The 14,740-nt window shown below is 73.7% G+C and carries 15 protein-coding genes; 10 read left to right on the top strand and 5 right to left on the bottom strand.

Annotated features, from left to right (window positions below):
* Positions 1-12: 12 nt before the first annotated feature.
* Positions 13-327 carry a DUF2316 family protein gene (locus SNE206_RS26025; protein WP_407915922.1) on the bottom strand — a complete coding sequence of 105 codons (315 nt, stop codon included), beginning with the start codon at positions 325-327 and terminating at the stop codon, positions 13-15.
* Positions 328-452: 125 nt separating this feature from the next.
* Positions 453-1,394: an aldo/keto reductase gene (locus tag SNE206_RS26020; protein ID WP_407915921.1), complete on the bottom strand. Its 942-nt coding sequence runs from the start codon at positions 1,392-1,394 to the stop codon at positions 453-455.
* A gap of 259 nt (positions 1,395-1,653) precedes the next feature.
* Between SNE206_RS26020 and SNE206_RS26015 the strand changes: the two genes are divergently transcribed.
* From SNE206_RS26015 to SNE206_RS26000, 4 genes are all read left to right on the top strand, one after another.
* On the top strand, positions 1,654-2,205 hold the full coding sequence (locus SNE206_RS26015; protein ID WP_407915956.1) for a TetR/AcrR family transcriptional regulator: 552 nt from the start codon (positions 1,654-1,656) through the stop codon (positions 2,203-2,205).
* A 217-nt stretch (positions 2,206-2,422) separates the two neighbouring features.
* Positions 2,423-2,887, top strand: coding sequence for an SRPBCC family protein (locus tag SNE206_RS26010; protein WP_407915920.1), 465 nt, complete (start codon positions 2,423-2,425; stop codon positions 2,885-2,887).
* Positions 2,884-3,222: an ArsR/SmtB family transcription factor gene (locus tag SNE206_RS26005; RefSeq protein ID WP_407915919.1), complete on the top strand. Its 339-nt coding sequence runs from the start codon at positions 2,884-2,886 to the stop codon at positions 3,220-3,222. The genes SNE206_RS26010 and SNE206_RS26005 overlap by 4 nt, the downstream gene beginning before the upstream one ends.
* 176 nt (positions 3,223-3,398) lie before the next feature.
* The gene (locus SNE206_RS26000; protein WP_407915918.1) at positions 3,399-3,839 is read left to right on the top strand and encodes an SRPBCC family protein; all 441 of its coding nucleotides are present in this window, start codon (positions 3,399-3,401) and stop codon (positions 3,837-3,839) included.
* A 94-nt stretch (positions 3,840-3,933) separates the two neighbouring features.
* Here the strand turns inward: SNE206_RS26000 and SNE206_RS25995 are convergent, their stop codons facing one another.
* Positions 3,934-5,550, bottom strand: coding sequence for an ADP-ribosyltransferase domain-containing protein (locus tag SNE206_RS25995; protein WP_407915917.1), 1,617 nt, complete (start codon positions 5,548-5,550; stop codon positions 3,934-3,936).
* A gap of 228 nt (positions 5,551-5,778) precedes the next feature.
* Here SNE206_RS25995 and SNE206_RS25990 point away from each other — a divergent pair, with 228 nt between their 5' ends.
* Entirely contained in the window at positions 5,779-6,456 is a 678-nt protein-coding gene (locus SNE206_RS25990; RefSeq protein WP_407915916.1) for a macro domain-containing protein, read from the top strand.
* A 56-nt stretch (positions 6,457-6,512) separates the two neighbouring features.
* On the opposite strand, the gene SNE206_RS25985 is transcribed toward SNE206_RS25990, so the two are convergent.
* Positions 6,513-7,793 carry a PP2C family protein-serine/threonine phosphatase gene (locus SNE206_RS25985; protein WP_407915915.1) on the bottom strand — a complete coding sequence of 427 codons (1,281 nt, stop codon included), beginning with the start codon at positions 7,791-7,793 and terminating at the stop codon, positions 6,513-6,515.
* 245 nt (positions 7,794-8,038) lie between these two features.
* Here SNE206_RS25985 and SNE206_RS25980 point away from each other — a divergent pair, with 245 nt between their 5' ends.
* Both SNE206_RS25980 and SNE206_RS25975 read left to right on the top strand, forming a co-directional pair.
* Positions 8,039-8,509, top strand: a complete 471-nt coding sequence (locus tag SNE206_RS25980) for an ATP-binding protein (RefSeq protein WP_407915914.1) — start codon at positions 8,039-8,041, stop codon at positions 8,507-8,509.
* A 172-nt stretch (positions 8,510-8,681) separates the two neighbouring features.
* Complete coding sequence (locus SNE206_RS25975; protein ID WP_407915913.1) at positions 8,682-8,984, top strand: plasmid stabilization protein; 303 nt, start codon at positions 8,682-8,684, stop codon at positions 8,982-8,984.
* A 211-nt stretch (positions 8,985-9,195) separates the two neighbouring features.
* Here the strand turns inward: SNE206_RS25975 and SNE206_RS25970 are convergent, their stop codons facing one another.
* A complete protein-coding gene (locus SNE206_RS25970; RefSeq protein ID WP_407915912.1) occupies positions 9,196-9,534 on the bottom strand; it encodes a carboxymuconolactone decarboxylase family protein in 339 nt (112 codons plus the stop codon).
* A 532-nt stretch (positions 9,535-10,066) separates the two neighbouring features.
* Here SNE206_RS25970 and SNE206_RS25965 point away from each other — a divergent pair.
* The 3 genes from SNE206_RS25965 (at position 10,067) to SNE206_RS25955 (ending at position 14,347) form a co-directional block, all read left to right on the top strand.
* A complete protein-coding gene (locus SNE206_RS25965; RefSeq protein WP_407915911.1) occupies positions 10,067-11,023 on the top strand; it encodes a polyphosphate kinase 2 family protein in 957 nt (318 codons plus the stop codon).
* Positions 11,024-11,043: 20 nt separating this feature from the next.
* Complete coding sequence (locus SNE206_RS25960; protein WP_407915910.1) at positions 11,044-13,758, top strand: cation-translocating P-type ATPase; 2,715 nt, start codon at positions 11,044-11,046, stop codon at positions 13,756-13,758.
* Between the two features lie 94 nt (positions 13,759-13,852).
* Positions 13,853-14,347, top strand: a complete 495-nt coding sequence (locus SNE206_RS25955) for a peptidylprolyl isomerase (protein ID WP_407915909.1) — start codon at positions 13,853-13,855, stop codon at positions 14,345-14,347.
* Positions 14,348-14,740: the final 393 nt, after the last annotated feature.

The following is a 14,740-nucleotide window of genomic DNA, read 5'->3' as shown; positions in this document are numbered from 1 at the left end:
TCCCGGTACAGGTCAGAGCCGGGTGGACGGAGGGCGGACCGCTTCGCGCAGCGGGAACCACGCGAGGGCGAGCCTGCGGGCCCCTCCGGTCAGCACGGTGTGGGCGACGGGCTCGCGGCCGGCGTCGCGCACGGCCAGTTCGAGGTGGTCGCGCAGGTGCCACACGTCGACCGGGCCGGCGCCGGGTTCGACGTCGAGGGCGGCCTGCAGCCGCTCGGGCGTGAAGTCCAGTTCCTGCGCCGCCTGCTGCGGCGTCAGGCCGGACAGGGCGAGGCCGTGCTTCAACTCCTCGCTCGTGCGGCGGCGCTCGGCGGCGTTCAGGGTCATGGTGGCCTCGCGTCCGTGGAGGTTCGGTGGTGCGGCCCGACGGTCCGGGTCGTGCGGCGGCCCGGGTCGCGTGAGGGCGCGGGTCGTGCGGCGGCCCGGGTCGTGCGGCGGCGTGCCCCGGCGGGTCAGCCGCGGGCGATGACAGCCGGGCGGGACGGGACGGCGTCGAGCGCGGCGAGCGTCGCGTCGTCGAGGGTGACCGTGCCGGCGGCGACGTTCGCCTCCAGGTGGTCGGGGGTCACGGTGCCGGGGATGAGGAGGACGTTCGGGTCGTGCCGGAGCAGCCAGGCGAGGCCGATCTGCGACGGTGCGCAGCCCAGGGATTCCGCCGCGGCGCGGACCGCCGGCTCGTCGGTCACCTTGGGCAGGCCGGGTACGGCGCTGCCGAGGGGGAAGTACGGCACCCAGGCGATGCCCTCGGCGGCGCACAGCCGGAGCATGTCCTCGTCGTCGCGGGCCACGAGGCTGTAGGCGTTCTGCACGCACACGATGCCCGCCGGCAGGGCCCGGCGCAGACCGTCGAGGGTGACGCTGCTCAGGCCGATCGCGCCGATCTTGCCCTCGTCGCGCATCGCGGTCATGACCGCGAGCTGGTCGTCGAGGTCCACCGCCTGGTCGCCCTCGGCCCGCAGGCCGGGGCCGGTGTCGAGGCGGCGCAGGTTCACGACCGGGATCCGGTCGACGCCGAGGCCGCGGAGGTTGGCCTCGACGCCTGCCCGCAGCTGCTCGGGGCGCTGCGCGGGGCGGAACGGGTGGGGGCCGGCCGGGTCGGGCTCCGCACCGACCTTGCTCACGACGAGGACGTCGTCCTCGGGGCGGAGCGCCTCGCGGAGGAGGTCGTTGACGAGGCCGCCGCCGTAGAACTGGGCGGTGTCGATGTGGTCGACGCCGAGTTCGACCGCGCGGCGGACGAGCGCGACGGCTGCGCCGCGGTCGTCGTGCAGGCGGGCGAGCTGCATCGCGCCGTAGCCGACGCGGGAGACGGTGCGGTCGCCGAGGAGGCCGTGGCCTCCGGGGCGCGGGACACCGGTGGCCGTGGTGCGGGGGGAGCGGGTTCGGGTGGGCATCGCAGATCTCCTGCCGTATGGGAGGATGAGAGAAGCGGAGGAGCCTCCGCCTTTCGACTGTAGCACTACCGGAGGTGCCTCCGCTTTGACTCTCCCGGACCCGACCCCCACAGGCGACCCCGACGGCGCCCCCGGCCGTACCACCGACCGCATCCCCGACTGCGCTCCCGACCGCACCCCCGGGAGCGCACCCGCGGGCACAGCCGCAGGCGCGCCGGAGGGCTCCCCCGCAGGCACGCCCTCCCCCGCCGAACGCCCGCTGCGCGCCGACGCGCGACGCAACCGCGACAGGCTCGTCGCCGTCGCACGGGCCTCCTTCACCGCCGCCGACGACACCGTCCCGCTGGAGAACATCGCCCGCGAGGCCGGAGTCGGCATCGGTACCCTGTACCGCCACTTCCCCACGCGCGAGGCGCTCGTCGAGGCGGTCTACGCCGTCGAACTCACCGAGGTCACCACCAGCGCGCACGGCCTGCTGGCGGAGCTCCCGCCCGAGGAGGCACTGCGCGCGTGGATGGGCCGGTACGCCCGTTTCGCCGTGGCGAAGCACGGGATGATCGACACCCTCCGCACCGGCTGGGCCGCGGGGCGGATCACGCCGCCCACCCGGGAGCGCATCACCGCCGAGATCGCGACGATCCTCGCGGCGGGCGCAAAGGCGGGCTCGCTGCGCGGCGACGTCGACCCCGCCGACGTCACCGCGATGCTGCTCGGGGTCGCGCTGTCGACGGCCGCCGACGGTGCCACCGGGCGGACCGCACGGCTGCTCGACCTCGTCGTCGACGCGCTGCAGCCGCGCAGCGACCGGTAGGAACCGCCCGCCCGGCGCCGGCCCCCGCCGCAGCGCCGCGGCAGCGGGCGGGGGACTTCACGGCGCCCGGCCGGGCCCGCGGCGGCCTCCCGCCTGCACCGCCGTCCCGACACGCCCGCCCGACCCACTCTCCCTTGAGCAACCAAAGGTTGCACATGGCCGGGGAGCGGGCTACCGTAATACGCAACCAAAGGTTGCGAGAGGACGGCGGGGCACGATGGAGTACGGCAGCATCGAACGGGAGATCCACATCGACGCCACACCCGAGGTGGTCTACGAGGTGGTCAGCACCCCCGAACACCTGCAGGAATGGTGGCCGGACGAGGCGGAGTTCAAGCCCGTGCCCGGCGCCACCGGAGTCGTCGCCTTCGGCGACCGGTCCGCGCCGGACGCGAACGTCGTACCGCTCACCGTGATCGAGGCCGACCCTCCCCGGCGGTTCTCCTTCCGGTGGATCCACGACCGGGACGAGGCCGCGACGCCGGCCAACTCCCTCCTGGTGACCTTCGACCTGGTCCCGTCGGGCGCCGGCACGCTGCTGCGCTTCACCGAGCAGGGGTTCCGGGAGAAGGGCTGGGAGGCGGCCGTCCTGGAGGAGCAGTACCGCGACCACGTCAACGGCTGGGACTTCTTCCTGCCCCGCCTCGTCACGTACGTCGCACGGCTGGTGTCGACGCCGTGAGCGTCACCGTCGACGACGAACTCTGGTCCGCCGTGGGGGATCCCATACGGCGGCGGATGCTCGACCTGCTGCTGGCCGGCGGCGGCGGGACGGCGACCACGCTGAGCGAGCAACTGCCGGTCACCCGGCAGGCGGTCGCCAAACACCTCGGCGTCCTCGACCGGGTGGGGCTGGTCCACGACACACCGTCCGGCCGCGAGCGCCGCTACGAGGTCGACGAGACCCAACTCGCCCGCGCGGTCGCCCAGCTGTCGTCGGTCGGCGCCGCCTGGGACGCCCGGCTGCACCGCATCAAGCGGATCGCCGAGGCGATCCAGCGCCGCGAGGAGGGCTGACCCCGCACCCCGCACGTCCCACGCCACACCCTGCACGTCACACGTCCCACGTCGCGAACGACCGAACGACCGAACGACCGAACGACCGAACGACCGAACGGAACGGTGCCACCACCGTGGTGGCTCCGGCGAACCGCGCCCGTCTGCGGGCGCCTGCACCAGGGAGAGGTACCGAGATGGTGGACATCCTGCACAGGATCGGCATCACATCGTCCCCCGAGAACGTCTACGCGGCCCTGACGACCGTCGAAGGCCTGGCGGGCTGGTGGACTGAGGACACGGACGGCGACGCGAGCCCCGGGGGCGTCGTCCGCTTCCGCTTCCTGCCCGGCGGGTTCGACATGAAGGTGCTGGAGACCGAGCCCTCGGAGCGCGTGCTCTGGGAGGTCGTCGAGGGCCCCGAGGAGTGGATCGGCACGCAGGTCGGCTTCGAGCTGAAGCAGGAGGACGACTACACGATCGTCCTGTTCCGGCACGAGGGCTGGCGGGAGCCGGTGGAGTTCATGTACCACTGCAGCACCAAGTGGGCGATCTACCTGATGAGCCTCAAGAAGCTGGTCGAGACCGGCAAGGGCGAGCCCTCGCCGCACGACGTCCAGATCAGCAACTGGCACTAGGCACACCGGCCGTGACACCCCGGACGGCCGCCCGCACGCATGCGGGCGGCCGTCCGGCGCTGCAGCGCGGCCGGCAGGTCCGGCCGGCATCCGCTCAGGACACGACGGCCTGTTCCTCCACCTCCGTCAGCGTCACGGTGCACAGGCCGCCGCGCTCGCTCCGGACGTCCGTCACCTTCAGCTGCGTTCCGGGCAGCAGGATGAACTCCTCCTCGCCGGTGAACGCGGAGAAGTCCCGGATGCCCGTGGCCCGGAGGGGACGCACCTCGAAGAACGTCCGCCGGCCGCGGCTGCCGAGGAACGACCGGGCCACCCCGGGCTCGGACGTGCACGAGGACACGCCCCACCAGGTGACCGTCCGCCCGAGCGGGTACTGCGCCCGCAGGTCCAGCGAGACCCCGCGCCACAGCGGCTCCGTCCGGGCGGGAAGCTGCGACACCGCCGCGAACAGCAGCCGCAGGTACGGGAGGTAGGGAACGACCCTGGTCCGGTCCGGGGAGCGCAGGACGGCGTTGATCTCCCGGTAGAACGCGGACTCGCAGGTGTAGAGGAAGAGGGCGGCGATCGCGTCGGCGGACAGGCCGCCGGGCGTCTCGTCCGCGCGCCGCTTGCCGAACTCGTGCGACCGGTCGACGTGCCGGCCCAGGCCGGGCAGCAGTTCGGCGACCGGCGAGACCGCGGCGCGGAAGTCCATGAGCTCGGTGTCGAACACCCCGGTGATCGGCGGGAGGACGAGCCCCTCGTCCTTGACGCTCGCGAGCCGTTCGAGGTAGAGCTGGTGCAACTCCATGGTGGACGCGATGAACGCGCCCATCCGTTCGGCGGTCCCGTCGCCCGCCCCGCCGCTCTCCGCCGCGCGTGCGTTCCACCCCGCGCTCGGCAGCCAGTCGATCTCGTCGGCGCCCAGCGAGGCGAGGGCCGCGTTCACCGTCCCGAAGTGGTCGCCCTCGCAGAAGACGTCGCCCTGCGCCGCGGGGTTGGGGTGGTCGATGTGCCGGACCTCGACGTCCGGGTACTTCTTCTGGAGCCGGAGGACGACCGCCTTCAGGCTGCGCGCGTGCGCACCCCACCAGGCGAAGACGACACCGCGGTCCTCCTCGTCGGCGTCCTGCTTGGCCCTGAGGATCTCCTCGACGATCCGCTCGGCGACCGGCCGCCAGAACGCGGTGTGCCGGTCAGGCCCCACCGCCCCGTCGCTGTCGGCGGTGAGTGCCGCGTTGAGCAGCAGCACGCCCTGCGTCAGCATCGCCTGGAACCACTCCGGCGGCTGCACGGTGTCCTGCTTCTTCAGCAGCGCACGCACGTCGGCGATCGGGGTCTTCCTGGGGATGCCGTACTTCCACATCGCCGCCGCCTTGATGATGCAGCGGATGCTGACGACCCTGCCGAACTGGCTGTCCTTCCAGTCGTGGAAGGTGTTGTCGAACATGGCGATGCCGGTGGCGCTCTCCGGCCGCGGGTACGGGTTCTGGCCGAAGACGACGACCTTCCACCGGTGCGGCGCATGGGGCTTGAGCGCCTGGAACGTCAACTCGCGGACGGGGACGACCGACGGGCCGCGGCCCGGGCCGATGAACGAGGCCGCGTCCGGCTGCGCCTCGATGACCGGCTTCAGCAGCGGGAGCCACGGTTCACCGCCGCCCGCGAAGAGTTCCGCGAGCGCGAGCGGGTCGTTCGGGTCGGGCGTGGCGGGGGTGCTGGCATCGCTCATGGTGGAGGGGCTCCGGGATGTCGAACCGTGCGGGGAAGGGCATGACCGCCGGACGGCCGATCGTCCGGCGGTACCCACAGGAATACCGGCCTCGTGTGACAACCGGCGGCCCGGACCGGCCGTCCGGAGACCCTCCCGGAACGGGCCCGCCGGACGGCGGACGCACTGTCAGCGGGCAGCGATAGCTTCGTGATCGGCAAGGAGACAGTTCCCCGATCGGAGTGGACCATGACCGAAGACCGCGTGCAGCCGCCGCTCAGAGTGGTGCTGACCGACATCGACGCACCGGTGGTGGAGGCCTGGCGGGCGGCGTTCGCCGACACTCCCGGCATCGAGATCCGCCGGGGCTCCATCCTCGACGAGGACGTCGACGCCTGGGTCAGCCCGACCAACTCCCGTGGCCGGATGGACGGCGGGGTCGACGCGGTCGTCAAGCGGCACCTCGGAGCAGGCATCCAGCTGCGGGTGCAGCGGGCGATTCGCGACCGGTACGCAGGACGGCTCCCGGTGGGAAGCGCCGTGTGCGTCCCGTCCGGAGCCGTGACGCCGAGGTTCCTGATCTCGGCCCCGACGATGCAGGAGTCCTCGCAGAACGTGAGCGAGACCCTGAACGTGGCCCTGGCGTGCGCCGCCGCGTTCCAGGCGATCCACCGGCAGAACCGGCAGGTGCCGGGCAGCATCGGGTCGGTGGCCCTGGTCGGCATGGGCGCCCGGACGGGCCGGGTGCCGGCGCGGGTCTGCGCCAACCTCATGTGGACGGGCTACACGCTGTTCAACGACCACGTCTTCGAGGACGACGACGACCTGCGCAGCACGATCCGTGCGCAGCTCGACGACATCGAGAGCGCACCCCCTGCGAAGCGGGTCCGCATCGCGGCGCCCACGGGCCGCACCTCCCTTCGCTGACCGGGGAGTTCAGCGCGCTCGCCGGCCGGCCGCCCGGAAGTGGCACGGCTCAGGGCTCAGGGCTCACGGTCGGGGTGCCACTCGACGAGGAGGACGGTCGCGTCGTCCTGCAACCGGTGGTCGCGATGGGTGAGAAGGGCGTGCACGAGGCGGCGCAGCGCCTCGGGGGCGGGATCGCCTGCCGCGGTCGTCCGGACGACACTGTCGACGAGGCGCTGTTCGCCGAAGAGGTCTCCCGCGGCGGACCGGGCCTCGGTGACGCCGTCGGTGTGGATCAGGACCCGGTCGCCGGGCTGGAGCCGCGCACGGTGGACGGGTGCAGGACGGTGCTCGCCGATGCCGAGCGGCAGGTGGGCGGCGCGTTCCAGCGCGCCGGGGACGACGCGGCCCTCCCTGATCAGCAGCGGCGGCGGGTGGCCGCAGTTGACCCAGGTGAGCCGGCCGGTGATGGTGTCGAGGTCGGCGAGGACGGCGGTGAGCAGCCGGTCGGGGATCCAGCGGGTGAGGGTGGTGTCGATCGCCTCGGTGATGTCGGCGAGCGAGCCGTCCGCCCGCCGGGTGGAGCGGCAGGCGGCGAGGGCGGCGGCGCTGGCACCGCCGGAGGCGAGGTCGTGTCCCATGGCGTCGACGACGGCCAGGTGGAGCGTGTCGCCGGCCAGGGTGTGGTCGAAGGCGTCGCCGGCCACGTCGTAGGCGGGTTCCAGCACCGCGCTGGAGGTGACGTGGCGGGTGCCGATGGTGCGGGGCGGTACGAACGCCCAGAGCAGTTCGGCCTGCAGGGTCATCGGGCGGGTGCGGACGGTGCGGACGATGACGTCGCCGATGGTGCCCTTGGAGACCAGGATCAGTGTCACCAGGGAGGCGAGGGCGCGTGCGCGTTCCCGCAGCAGGCCGACCGGGGTGCCGGTCGGCGTCCCGGCGGGCCCGGTGAAGCCGACGCGGAGCACGCCGATGCGTTCGATGCCGTCGACGAGCGGGATCCAGCCCGTCCGGGGCGGCCCGGGGGCGATCCGGGCCCGCTCGGTGCGGTAGGCGTGGCCGGCGAGCGTGCCGTCCACGTCCATCGCCTCCGTCGGCACCCGCTGCTCCGGGGCCGGCAGGGGCACCAGCATCCGCTGCTGCAGGTCCGCGAGGAACACCTCGGCGCCGGTCAGGCCCAGTGCCCGGCCCCACGCGTCCACCAGCCGGGGCAGGTCCTCCGGCGCGGCCTGGTGCGAGGCCTCCAGGGCGGCGGCCAGCACCGCGCCGAGCGTCCCGTCGGCACGGTCGGCACCGCTGCGGGCTGCGGCACCGCCGTCCGCGGGGGAACCCTCGGTGCCCTGTGCCGGTCCGCCCATCCGCCCGCCTCCGCAGTGCCGCTCCCACGGTCGGCGCCGCACGCGCGGCGCCTTCCGGAGACGCTACGTCGCCTCGGGCGTCCGTGCAGGGGAGGCCCGCGTGCGCAGGTGGCGGGCGTGTTCGGGCGTGTCCGGGCGCTCCGCCGCCGCGACCTCGACGAATTCCGCCCGTGCTGTGTGGGAGGCCCGCGGGGCGGGAAGGCCCTCTGAGGGAGATCACCGTCGTCGGCCGCCCGGGGAACGCCATGAACAGTCCCGTCGCCACGGCCCCGCTGCACCGCAGCCTCAGCTTTCCGCAGCGTGCCGGGCCCCAGCACCTGCCCGCCGCTCTCGACTTCGTCCGGGAGACGCTGGCCGAGTGGCACCTGCCCCCTGCCTCGGAGGGGACGAGCACCACCGCGCACGATGCGGTCCTGGTGACCGCGGAGCTGGTCACGAACGCCATCGAGCACGCGGCCGGGCCGCGGAGCCTCGACCTCGACCACTGCCACGGCCTGCTGCGGATCGCCGTCACCGACCGGAGCACGGCCCGTCCGGTGCCGTACCGGCACCGCGGTGCGTCCCGTACCGGGGGGCGCGGCCTGCACATCATCGGCGCGCTCACCGACCACTGGGGCACGATGCCGCTCCCGGGTGGGAAGACCGTCTGGGCCGAGATCCCGGTGACCGGTCCGCACGGCGCCGCGGGCGGGCCCGGCCGGCCGTCGCCGACCTGAGACGGGCACGGGCAGCCGCCCGACCGGACGCGCGTCCGCGGCATGCGTCCGTCCCGTACCGCTCCGGCCGGTGTCCGGAGCGTGCGTGCGGGTGGACGCGGTCGCGGGCCGGCAGCGGGAGACTCCCGGCCGGGCCCGCCGGATCCGATCCGGGACGGAAGGAGTGGAGTCGGTGTCGGGATTCGAGCTCGCCCTGGCGAAGGACGGCGCCCTCGACCGGGGGGAGAGCGAGCAGCGGGCCGGGGAGATCGCCGCCCGGACCGTCGACAAGGAGCGGGCCCGGCAGGGCGAGTCGCGGACCGCGAGCCGCAGCTCCGTCGAGGACATCTCCTCCGGCCGCCGGGGAGGCCTGCGCTCGCACTCCGGGGGGCAGGGTCCGACCTACGAGCAGCTCGACGACGAGGCCGGGCGACGCAACGTCAGGGGCCGTTCCACGATGAACAAGCAGCAGCTCGCCCGGGCCCTGGGGCACTGACCGCACCGGCCGGACGGCACGGGCACGCGGTGGCGGCGGGGACGCGGTGACACGGGCACGCGGTGGCGGGGGGGGGGGGGGGCCCGCGGCCCGCCCCCCCCCCCCGGGGGGGGGGGGGCGCCCGGGGCGGGGGGGGGGGGGGGGCCTGCCCCCCCCGCCCGGCCCCCCCCGCCACCGTGGTGCGGAGCGGCCCCCGAGGGGGCCTGGCGTGTCAGCCCTGGGCCTCGACCTCGGCCTCGGTCTCCGCGTCGGCGACGGCGATCGCGATGCCGAGTGCGGCGGCGATGTTGCCGGCGGCCGTCATGACCCGCGCGGTGCCGACGATGGGGGCGACGGCCACCAGGACGTCCTGCAGCTGCGCCGAGGTCAGGCCGGCCCGGAGGGCGGGGTCGATGTGGGCGAGGTAGGAGATCGGCGGGGCGTCCGAGGCGGCGAGCGCGGCGATCCGGGTCAGGATGAGCATGTCCGGGGACAGCCCGCACCGCTCGATCGAGTCGACGGTCATGGCGGCGAGGGTGTCCAGGACAGGGGTTTCAGATGCGGTGGACATGTCGAACGACCTCCTGGTAGCAGGCTGCCGGCGCCGGGGGCCAGCAGGGCCCGTCCGTCGGCGCCGGACACTTCGTCCACCGTAGGAGCCGTCCCCGGCGGCCGCCCGCCGTCGGGGACGTGCACGGCGACGGCGACGGCGGCGGCGGGGCGGTGCCGCACCGGACGGCACGGCCTCCGGCAGCCGTGCCGCCTGCGCCGCCGGGCCTGCCCGGGTCATGACGCCCGCTCCGGGGACGGAGTCCGGCACGGGTTCCGCGGACTGGGCTGTTCGGGTGTCGGGCCCGGAGCGGTCGCCCCCGGCACCGGCGGCCTTCCCGGGCCGTTCCGCGGGTTGCGCGGGCGCTGCGGCGGACCGGTCGGCGGCCCGGTCCGTTTGACGGCCGTGCCGGCCGGGCGGACCGTAGCGGGTACCACGCGGCCGTCCGCGACGGGCCGCGCCCCGGCCCCGGACGGCCTGCGGCCGGCGCCGTGTCCCCCTGGATGTCCGGGCGGGCCGCGGTGCGGTGCGGTGCGAGAGGACGTGGTCGGCGATGGCGGACAAGCAGGCCCGACGGCTGGAGAAGTTCATCCGGCCGCTGCGCGTGGAGCCCGGCTCGACGGTGGACCTGGAGCGGGATTTCGACCCCCGGTACCGGGGCGACCTGAGGAAGCGTGACAGCGCCGAACTCCTGCAGACCGGCGTCGCGCTGCTCGCCGAGTACCAGGCCCGGCTGGCCGCGCAGGACACCCACGGGGTGCTGCTCTGCCTCCAGGCCATCGACGCCGGCGGCAAGGACGGCACGATCCGTCACGTGATGAGCGGGGTGAACCCGCAGGGCGTCCACGTGAGCAGTTTCAAGGTGCCGTCCGCCGAGGAGCTCGACCACGACTACCTGTGGCGGTACGCCTGCCGGGTGCCGGCCCGCGGCGAGATCGGGATCTTCAACCGCTCGCACTACGAGGAGGTGCTGGTGGTGCGGGTGCACCCCGAGAACCTCGACCGGCAGCGGCTGCCCCCGGAGAACCGGGGGCCCGGGATCTGGAAGCGCCGGTACCGGGAGATCAACGCCTGGGAGCGCCACCTCACCGACAACGGGTTCGCGGTGGTCAAGATCTTCCTGAACCTGTCGCGGGAGGAGCAGCGCACCCGCTTCATGAAGCGGCTCGACCTGCCGGAGAAGAACTGGAAGTTCTCCGCGGCCGACATCCACGAACGGCGGCGCTGGGACGACTACCAGGAGGCGTTCTCCGAGATGCTGTCGGAGACCAGCACCGCGTGGGCGCCGTGGTACGTCGTGCCCGCGGACCGCAAGTGGTTCGCGCGGATCGGCGCCGCGGCGATCCTGGCCCGCACGCTGATGACGATCGACCCGCAGTACCCGACGGTCGACGAGCGGGCGCGCAAGGAACTGCGGGCGGCCCGGCACGAACTCGAGAAGCAGGCGCCCGAGGGCGCCGCGGCCGACCCGTACGCGGCCGGCCACCCGGAGAGCCGGCGGCGCCGGTGACGGACGGCGGAGGTACTCGAATGACGGCGGAACCGGACACGGCGGGCCGGCAGCCCGCCCGGGAGGCCTGGTGCACGCGGACCCCGGAGGACGTCGCCGCGCGGCTGGGCGTCGACCCGGCCGTCGGGCTGTCCGCCGCACGGGCCGCCGAGCTGCTGGCGGCGGACGGGCCGAACGTGCTGCCGGAGGAGGAGCCGCCGCCGGGCTGGCGGCGCTTCCTGGAGCAGTACCGCAGCTACATGCAGATCATCCTGGTGGCCGCGGCCGTCGTGTCGATGGCGATCGGGCAGTGGAGCACCGGGATCCTGCTCGTCCTGCTGACCCTGCTCAACGCGGTGGTCGGGCTGCGTCAGGAGGGCAAGGCGGAGAGCGCGATGAACGCGCTCAGGTCGATGATGAAGGCGACCGCCCGGGTGCGGCGCGACGGCGTCGAGTCGGAGATCCCGGCGGAGCAGCTGGTGGTGGGCGACGTGGTGCTGGTCGCCGCCGGCGACCAGGTGCCCGCGGACGGGCGGATCGTCTCGGCGAGCGCCCTGCAGATCGACGAGTCGGCGCTGACCGGGGAGAGCGTCCCGGCCGCGAAGGACGCCGCCACGCTGACCGGTTCGGACCTGGGGCCCGGCGACCAGTCGAACATGGCGTTCATGAACACGCCGGTCACCCACGGCAGCGCGGTGCTGGTCGTCACCGCCACCGGCTCCGGCACCGAGCTGGGCCGGATCGCGGGGATGCTGTCGGCCACCGAGAAGGAGGAGTCGCCGCTCACCCGCGAGCTCAACACCCTGACCCTGTGGATCGCCGGGGCGGCCGGACTGACCATGGTCGTGATGTTCGTCCTCGGCCGGTCCCGCGGGCAGGCCTGGGACGCCCTGTTCGTCAGCGCGGTGTCGCTGGCCATCGCCGCCATCCCGGAGGCGCTGCCCACCGTCACGCAGGTGATCCTCTCGTTCGGCAGCCTCAACCTGGCGAAGCGGAACGCGATCGTCAAGGAGCTGCCCTCCGTCGAGACGCTGGGGTTCACCTCGGCGATCAACTCCGACAAGACCGGCACCCTGACGATGAACCAGGTGACCGTGGTGGAGGTGCTGAGCCCCACGGACCGGTACACCGTCTCCGGCACCGGCTACGGCCTGGACGGCAAGGTCCACCACGCGGCGGGCACCGCGGGCGGCATCGAGGACGCGGTGCTACCGTACCTGATCGCGAGCGACACGAAGCTGGTGGACGGCCGGGTCGTCGGCGATCCCACCGAGGGTGCGCTGCTGGTGCTCTGCCACAAGGCCGGCCTGGACATCGAGGGCACCCGCGAGCGGTTCCCGCGCCTGGCCACCCTGCCGTTCGACCCCGACTACAAGCTGATGGCCACCTTCAACTCCGCCGTGGACGACGCGGGCCGGCCGGTGGTGCGCTGCTTCGTCAAGGGTGCGGCCCCCGCGGTGACCGCCCGGGCGACGACCGCGCTGGCGGCGGGGGCGACCGTGCCGTGGGAGGGCGGGCCGAGCCGGCTCGCCGCGGAGCAGAGCGAGCGGATGGGCGGGGAGGGCCGCCGGGTGATGGCCGCGGCCTTCCGGGACCTGGACCCGGCCGTGTTCGACCCGGACGGCGACCTGCTCGCCCTGGTCACCGACCTGCGGATGACCAGTCTGGTCGGCATGGTCGACCCGCCGCGGGCGGAGTCGAAGGTCGCGGTGGAGAGCGCGCAGGCGGCGAACATCCGGGTCCGGATGGTGACCGGCGACGACGTCACGACCGGCGAGGCCATCGCCCGTCAGCTCGGCATCCCGGGGGAGGCCGTGCTCGGCGCCGACTTCGCGGCCATGTCGGAGGCGGAGCAGCTGGCCCGGATCGACGGCATCGGGGTGGTCGGCCGGGTCGCCCCCGAGCACAAGGTGCTCCTCGCGGCGACGCTGAAGAAGAAGGGCGAGGTCGTGGCGATGACCGGCGACGGTGTCAACGACGCGCCCGCCATCAAGGCCGCCGACATCGGCATCGCCATGGGCAGCGGCACGGACGTCGCGAAGAACGCCGCGCGGATGGTCCTCTCGGACGACAACTTCGCCACGATCGTCTACGCCGTGGCGGAGGGCCGGAAGCTCTACGACAACCTCACCAAGTACATCCGGTTCGTCCTGTTGCTGCTGGTCACGTTCGTGCTGACCTTCCTGGGCGCGACGATTCTCAACATCGCGGCGGGCGAGCCCTTCACGCCGCCGCAGGTGCTGTGGATCCACTTCGTGGTGAACGCGCCGTTCGGCTTCGCGCTCGGCTTCGACCAGGAGAGCCCGGGCCTCATGCGGCGCACTCCGCGCCCGCGCGGCGAGTCCGTCCTGACGAGGCCGGTCGTGACCACCGTCGCGCTGAGCGGGATCGTCGTGACGGCCCTCCTGATCGGTCTGATCAAGCTGGGCGAGTGGCGCTACGACAGTGCCCCGGTGGGCAACTCGATCGCGTTCACGGCGTTCGCGCTCTGCCTGATCGTGGCCGCGTTCGAGTGCCGCAGCGACACCGCGTCGGCGCTGACGCCGACGACCTTCGACAGCAAGCAGATGAACCGGGCGGCCCTCGGCGAGTTCGTGCTGGCCGTGCTGGTGACCCAGATGGACGCGCTCCGCCACATCCTGGGCACGACCCGGCTGACCGTCCAGCAGTTCGGCTGGGCCGTGCTCGCCGCCGTGGTGCTGCTGGTGCTCTGGGAGGCCGGCAAGTACCTGGCGCGACGCCCGGTGGCGGTGTGAGCGGCGCCGCACGCCACGCCGCCGGGGGTCCGCCGTGCGGCGGCCCGGGCCGGCCGGGTTCGGCCCGGGCCGCCGGAAGTGACAGGATGGGGTCATGAGCAACGTCTACTTCGACATCACCATCAACGGCGAGGCCGCCGGTCGCATCGTCTTCAAGCTCTTCGACGAGGTCGTACCCGACACCGCCCGGAACTTCCGCGAGCTCGCCACCGGCCAGCACGGCTTCGGCTACGCAGGCTCGCCCTTCCACCGCGTCATCCCCGCCTTCATGCTGCAGGGCGGTGACTTCACCCGTGGCGACGGCACGGGCGGCAAGAGCATCTTCGGCGAGAAGTTCAAGGACGAGAACTTCCAGCTGAAGCACGACCGTCCGTACCTGCTGTCGATGGCGAACGCCGGCCGCAACACCAACGGCTCGCAGTTCTTCATCACCACCGTCGCCACCCCGTGGCTCGACGGCAAGCACGTCGTCTTCGGCGAGGTCGTCGAGGGCAGCGAGCTCGTCAAGAAGATCGAGTCGCTCGGTTCGCAGTCCGGCAAGACCTCGGCCACCATCAAGGTCGGCACCTCCGGCGTCGTCGAGGGCTGATCCTCCCGTCCGTGCCCGGGGCTCGCCCCGGGCCCGGCGGCTCCGGCCCTGCGCGGTGAAGACCCCCGCGCGGTGCGGAGTCCCGCGTGTCCCCGCGTGCCGTCTTCCGCGGGGCCGCGCACGGACGGGCAGGGGGTCGACCCGTCGACGGCCGGCCACGGCCCGCCTTCCAGCTCCCATCTCCCACCTCCCGGAGAAGAACCCGGACGGGATCCGAGGTTCCGGCATCTCCGGCATCTCCGACGCTTCAGGCACCTCCGACGCCTCCGGCGCTTCCGGCGACGACCCGGGCGCGGCGCATCGCCGCCCTGTCCCCGGATCAACTCGCGTGCAACCGTGGCGGATCCGCCGTCCGCGGGCGCCACGGCGGTTGCGTGTCCGCCGTCATCGTCC

It is taken from the genome of Kitasatospora sp. NE20-6, assembly GCF_045862635.1.
This window is presented reverse-complemented; position numbering and strand designations above follow the sequence as displayed.